Source organism: Leptolyngbya cf. ectocarpi LEGE 11479 (assembly GCF_015207065.1).
GTDB lineage: Bacteria > Cyanobacteriota > Cyanobacteriia > Phormidesmidales > Phormidesmidaceae > Leptothoe > Leptothoe ectocarpi.
Window position 1 is genome coordinate 1 of the sequence record NZ_JADEXP010000405.1, and the last position, 5,704, is coordinate 5,704.

Annotated in this window: 5 protein-coding genes; 2 read left to right on the forward strand and 3 right to left on the reverse strand. The window is 52.4% G+C overall.

Annotated features, from left to right (window positions below):
• Window positions 1-2,500, forward strand: a 2,500-nt coding sequence (locus IQ260_RS26900; RefSeq protein WP_193996157.1) for a cobaltochelatase subunit CobN, incomplete at its 5' end; no start/stop codon positions are given.
• Here IQ260_RS26900 and IQ260_RS26905 read toward each other — a convergent pair.
• A complete protein-coding gene (locus IQ260_RS26905) occupies window positions 2,497-2,877 on the reverse strand; it encodes a response regulator (RefSeq protein ID WP_193996158.1) in 381 nt (126 codons plus the stop codon). The two genes, IQ260_RS26900 and IQ260_RS26905, sit on opposite strands and share 4 nt — an antisense overlap.
• Window positions 2,874-4,817: a PAS domain-containing sensor histidine kinase gene (locus IQ260_RS26910; protein WP_193996159.1), complete on the reverse strand. Its 1,944-nt coding sequence runs from the start codon at window positions 4,815-4,817 to the stop codon at window positions 2,874-2,876. Before IQ260_RS26910 ends, IQ260_RS26905 begins: the two co-directional genes overlap by 4 nt.
• A gap of 267 nt (window positions 4,818-5,084) precedes the next feature.
• Between IQ260_RS26910 and IQ260_RS26915 the strand changes: the two genes are divergently transcribed.
• The gene (locus IQ260_RS26915; protein ID WP_193996160.1) at window positions 5,085-5,474 is read left to right on the forward strand and encodes a hypothetical protein; all 390 of its coding nucleotides are present in this window, start codon (window positions 5,085-5,087) and stop codon (window positions 5,472-5,474) included.
• A 43-nt stretch (window positions 5,475-5,517) separates the two neighbouring features.
• Here IQ260_RS26915 and IQ260_RS26920 read toward each other — a convergent pair.
• On the reverse strand, window positions 5,518-5,704 hold a 187-nt coding region (locus IQ260_RS26920; RefSeq protein WP_193996161.1), incomplete at its 5' end, for a PleD family two-component system response regulator.

A 5,704-nucleotide genomic window follows, 5' to 3' on the forward strand; every position in this document is an offset into this window, starting at 1 on the left:
TCTCTACGGTTTCCCCCCTGGCTATGGGGCCACTGGCACAGCTGCGTTACTAAATGTACCAAAATCTCTCTTAGCGCTTTTACACGCCTTAAAAACCCAGGGGTATCAGGTGGGAGAACTACCTGAGGATGGAGAGACTCTGGTTGACTGGGTAAAGGCAGCGGATGATGAGAATCAGTGGATGGGCTTCGGTTCCGCTCAGCCCACGGGGGAGAATGATATTCCGCCTGATCTATCGGTTCCGGCTACGGTGAATGTGAGGACTTTGGAAAAGTGGCTGGGGTATCTAAAGACTTCAAAGATTGAAAAACAGTGGCAGTCTCTAACGAAAAGTGGCATTAAAACCGTTGGTGAAGACTTTCATGTGGGAGGGATTCAGTTGGGGAATGTGTGGATTGGAGTACAGCCGCCGCTGGGACTGGCGGGGGATCCCATGCGGCTGATGTTTGAGCGGGATCTGACGCCCCACCCTCAGTACGCGGCGTTTTATACCTGGCTCCAGCAAGACTTTCAAGCAGATGCGGTGGTACACTTTGGCATGCACGGCACGGTGGAATGGCTGCCGGGATCTCCCCTGGGAAATACGGGCTATTCCTGGTCGGATATTTTGTTGGGCAATCTGCCCCACCTATATGTGTATGCTGCCAACAATCCATCGGAGTCGATCTTGGCCAAGCGCCGAGGCTATGGGGTGTTGATATCCCACAATGTCCCCCCCTATGGTCGAGCCGGGCTATACAAAGAACTGATTGCTCTGCGGGAGCTGATCGCTGAGTTTCGCGAAGATCCCCAGGCTAATCGAGTATTGCAGGATGCCATCTTGACCAAAATCACCGACACGGGCCTGGCAGCAGACTGTCCGTTGCCAGAGCTAAAGGCCCAGGGTCTAGAGTTTACCCCAGAAAATGCCAAGTTGTTTAGCAATGCGGTGCTGGATCGGTATTTTGTCACCCTCTATGGGTATCTGCAAGTATTGGAGAACCGTCTGTTTTCCAGCGGTCTTCATGCATTAGGGCAGTCTCCAGACGTCGAAGCCATTAGCAGTTATCTAGCGGCCTACTTTGGTGAGAGACTATCGCCTGATTTGATAGAACAGATTGCGGCAGATACCCTCCCAGAGAATCCACATATTGAAATCTTGGCGAAACGGTATCCCGCCAGTGAGCCATTAACACCTCTGCTGTTAGAAGAAGCCTTGACAATCCGCCAGGGACTCACACAAACAACTGATGAGCTGACCAATTTGTTGCGGGGACTGAACGGGGAGTACATTCCCCCCGCCCCTGGTGGAGACCTACTGCGGGATGGACCGGGAGCATTGCCCACGGGGCGCAATATTCACGCCCTGGATCCCTACCGGATGCCGTCCCCTGCCGCCTATGAACGGGGTCGGGCCATTGGGCGTAAGCTAATTGCCCAAAACTTAGACGACTCGGGGGAATATCCTGAGACCGTAGCGGTGATGCTGTGGGGTCTAGATGCCATTAAAACCAAAGGAGAATCCCTTGGCATTTTGTTAGAGCTGGTGGGTGCGGAACCAGTAAAAGAGGGCACCGGACGGATTGTGCGCTATGGTCTGATGCCGTTAGAACAAATGGATCATCCTCGCATTGATATTCTAGGAAATCTGTCAGGTATCTTTCGCGATAGCTTTGTAAACATTATTGAGCTGTTGGATGATTTGTTTCTGCGAGCGGCAGAAGCCGATGAACCACCGGAACAGAATTTTATCCGTAAACACGCGCTAGAGCTAAAAGCCCAAGGGGTGGAGAATGTGTCAGCGCGATTATTTTCGAACCCATCGGGAGACTATGGTTCCCTGGTCAATGACCGGGTGGTGGATTCTAACTGGGAGTCAGGGGATGAACTGGCGGATACATGGCGCGATCGCAACGCCTTTAGCTATGGCCGAGCAGACAAGGGCCAGGCCAGGCCGGAGGTACTCAACACCCTACTCCAAAGCACTGGTCGCATTGTGCAGCAAATCGACTCTGTAGAATATGGTCTTACCGATATCCAGGAGTATTACGCCAATACCGGTGCCCTTAAAAAAGCTGCCGAAAAACGTCAGGGCAAGCGCGTCACCGCCAGCTTTGTGGAAAGCTTTTCCCAGGACACCACCCCCCGCAAACTGGAAGATGTATTACGGATGGAGTATCGCACCAAGCTGCTCAATCCTAAGTGGGCTGAGGCGATGGCTGACCAAGGTTCCGGCGGTGCCTATGAAATCTCTCAACGGATGACGGCCCTAGTTGGCTGGGGAGGCACCACCGGGTTTCAGGATAACTGGGTCTATGACCAGGCCGCTGAAACCTATGCGCTGGACGACACCATGGCTGACCAACTGCGGGCAGCCAATCCAGAAGCGTTTCGCAACATTATCGGGCGGATGATTGAGGCCAATGGTCGGGGGCTGTGGCAAACAGAAGCAGAGACCCTAGAAAAGCTCCAGAGCCTTTATGACAGGGCTGACGAAACCTTAGAAGGGGTTGCCCCCTAGAGAGTCCAGGCCAAAAATCCCGCCACCTGACTGGCCAGGGTGGTGGGATCAAACGGTTTGGTGATCACACCGGATGCACCTGCTTCGTACAAACGACGGCGATCTGCCGCCTGGGCCTTGGCCGTTAGAAAAATAATCGGAATATCAGCCGTTGCCTGATGCTTCTGTAGCGCGGCGAGTGTTGCCAGTCCATCCATTCCAGGCATTGCCACATCCAGCAAGATGGCATCGGGGTGAGTGGAGATAGCCACATCTAATCCCTTCTCTCCAGAATTTGCTGTCATCACCTGCCAGTCGGTACTAAGGGTAATCCCGATTTCAGCCACGGTCTGAATATCCGTTTCATCATCGATTAGTAAAATCTGACGGTTGGTCATGGCAGGGCATCTGGCGTAGGTGTTTTCGGCAACGTAAAACAAAATGTGCTCCCCTGACCATGGATGCTTTTCACCCAGATCCGCCCGTTGTGGTGCTGCACAATTTCACGACAGATGGACAGCCCCAGGCCTGTCCCTCCGTTATTACGTGTGTCAGACACATCCACCTGTTGAAAGCGCTCGAAAATTGTCTCTAGTTTATCTTCGGGAATACCTCGCCCATGGTCAATCACCTTAAATAAAACTTGATGGGGCTGGTCTATTGCTTTGATCAGAACGGTTTCTCCTCGAGGTGAAAACTTGATAGCGTTGCTTAGCAGGTTTGTCAGTGTCTGCTCCACGTGGTCAGGGTCAGCATAAATATGGGTATCGATTGGCATGACTTGCAAGGTTACCCCTTGGGTTTGGGCCATGGACATCATTGCCTGAGCAGCCTGATGTAGTAGATCTGCCACTCGACAGCGGACCCGAATCATTTTGATCCGACCGGACTCGATCCGCTCTAGATCGAGCACATCGTTGATCAATCGAGTCAGCCGTTCAGTGTTACTCAGGGCGATTTCCAGCAGCTCTTGACCCTGGGGGGCAAGCTGGCCCAGCTTGCCTGTGGTCATGAGTTTGAGGGCTCCGTGGATCGAGGTCAGGGGGGTACGCAACTCATGGCTCACCAGCGAGACAAATTCATGTTTGATCTGGTCGGCGGCTTTGCGATCGCTAATATCTTGGATCAGCGCAAAACAGCCCTGTACCTGCCCCGCTTGCATATCTGGTTCATAGCTAATACTGACCCAGCGATAGGGCAGATCGCTATTGGGAAATTCGACCTCAAAGGTGACACTCTGACCCTTGAGGGCCTGCTGTAAATAGGGCTGAATCGTATCGTAAATTTCAGGCCCCAGGGCCTGAACCAGCGGCTGACCTTCTAGGGTTTGGTAAGGCACCCCCAGCCATTCCTCATAGGCTCGATTGTTAAACCGATAGTGCTCATTGGCATCAATGTAGGCAATCAGGATTGGTAGGGCGTTGGTCATCCGTCGCAGCTGTTCTTCGCTGCGACGAATGGCCGCTTCCGCCTGCAGCCGCTCAGTCACATCCTGAAGCATCACGGTATACCAGGGACCATCCGTCGTTTTACTTTTGGAAATAGAGGCCTCGGCGGGAAAGACGTCACCATTTTTGCGGCGACCGCTGACGTTGCCCGGCCGTTCGCCCATGCGTCGTGACAACACAGCGGACTGGCCAAATCTCTCTATATGCTGTCGATGAATGGTACGAAAAGCCTCCGGCAGCAGCAGATCTAGAGGTTGCCCCACGGCCTCAGCGGCGGTGTAGCCAAACATCCGCTCCGCCGTTTGATTATATAGACGGATATGCTGATACCGATCAATACAGATAATGGCCTCTCCCGCCAGGTCAAAAATATTGGCCAGGGTTTGTTGGTTATCCAACAGGGCAATATCGGTTTGATGGCGTTCATTGATGGCATTGACGGTCGCTAACACCGATTGTGAAAAATCACGCTCCTGGGATAGGGACTGTTCCGTTTGCCGTTGGGCGGTAATATCGGTGGCAGCGGCGTAGACTACCTGAGCAGCGCTCACCTGATCGGTGGGTGCGATCGCATGCCAAACCAAATTCCGATAGCCCCCATCGGCACAGCGGCAGCGATTTTCAAACATAACCTTGCCCGTTTGCCCCTGCAGTTTAGTCAGGGCCTGCTGGGTGGCGGCTTGATCCTCTAGATGAACAAACTCCATTAACGGCTGGGCCATCAGCGCTGATGGCGCATAGCCCAACAGATTTAACAAGTTAGGACTGACCCACTTAAAACAACCGGCCAGATCGGTTGTACAAAAGAGACTCGGCGTCAGTGCTAAAAATAATTCCAAGTCTTGCCCAATCAAAGATGAATGCACATGATGATGCTCAGAGCTAACCATAGGCAAGATTTCCCCCCACAGGTATGGCCAAAATTATAGCGAGGGAATTGAATGGGCCTATCCTAACACTAACAATCAAACCCTTCCGTCTTCGGCATCTCCTGACAAAGGGGCAGGCATCTCACCCCACTATTTGACATCAGAGACCAGAGCCTGCCACCACTTTGAATCCATTAAATTCTCTGAGAAAACCCTATTCCCAGTACTAACCCTCAGATTTTCTTCAGATTCTTACCGTAAGGTAGAGGTGTTAGGAGGCCCCGTCCCATGCAATATCTCTATAGCTTCGCCAATGTGAGTCTGAGCCTCAGGGTGATGGACCGCTTATCTCAAATGTGCCAGTTACCGTTAGAGTCCCTAACGGTGATTTATTTAGTTGATCGCTGGGTTATGCATATCAGCCTGAGGCAGGGCTTGAGTGCTGCCTCAGAAAAAGATCTGTTGGCCTTTCTTAAGGAAAATGGCATGCCCCATACTCCCTCTATGGCGTTACGCCACAGTCTTCAGGCCCTGACTCGAGGGCAAACACCAACCCAGGTGATGAATGAATACCAGGTTGTCGTTGTATCCCATGGGGTGCCCGACCCGACCGAACTGCACGAATTTTGTGCTCGTTTTGTCGAAGGGTTAGGCTACTATCCCCCCAGCCTGGTTTGAGAATGTTCGGATTTCCCTCAATGAGGTGCTTAATGGGGAGGCACTAATTTGAATCTGGAGAGGCAGGCCCGGTAGGCAGCCGATGCTGAATCTGATTGAGAATTCGGATCGCCAGCTCAGACGCGGCTACGGATTTGTTGATAAAATCATCTCCCCCAAAACGAAAGGCTCGACCTCGGGTCGTTTCTGCTTCATGAACGGTCAGAAACAAAATCGGCAATGTCCGCCAG

Excerpts from the sequence above, each read along its gene's own strand:
- IQ260_RS26905 (WP_193996158.1), bottom strand. The coding sequence starts at position 2,877 with ATGACCAACCGTCAGATTTTACTAATCGATGATGAAACGGATATTCAG.
- IQ260_RS26910 (WP_193996159.1), bottom strand. The coding sequence starts at position 4,817 with ATGGTTAGCTCTGAGCATCATCATGTGCATTCATCTTTGATTGGGCAA.
- IQ260_RS26915 (WP_193996160.1), top strand. The coding sequence starts at position 5,085 with ATGCAATATCTCTATAGCTTCGCCAATGTGAGTCTGAGCCTCAGGGTG.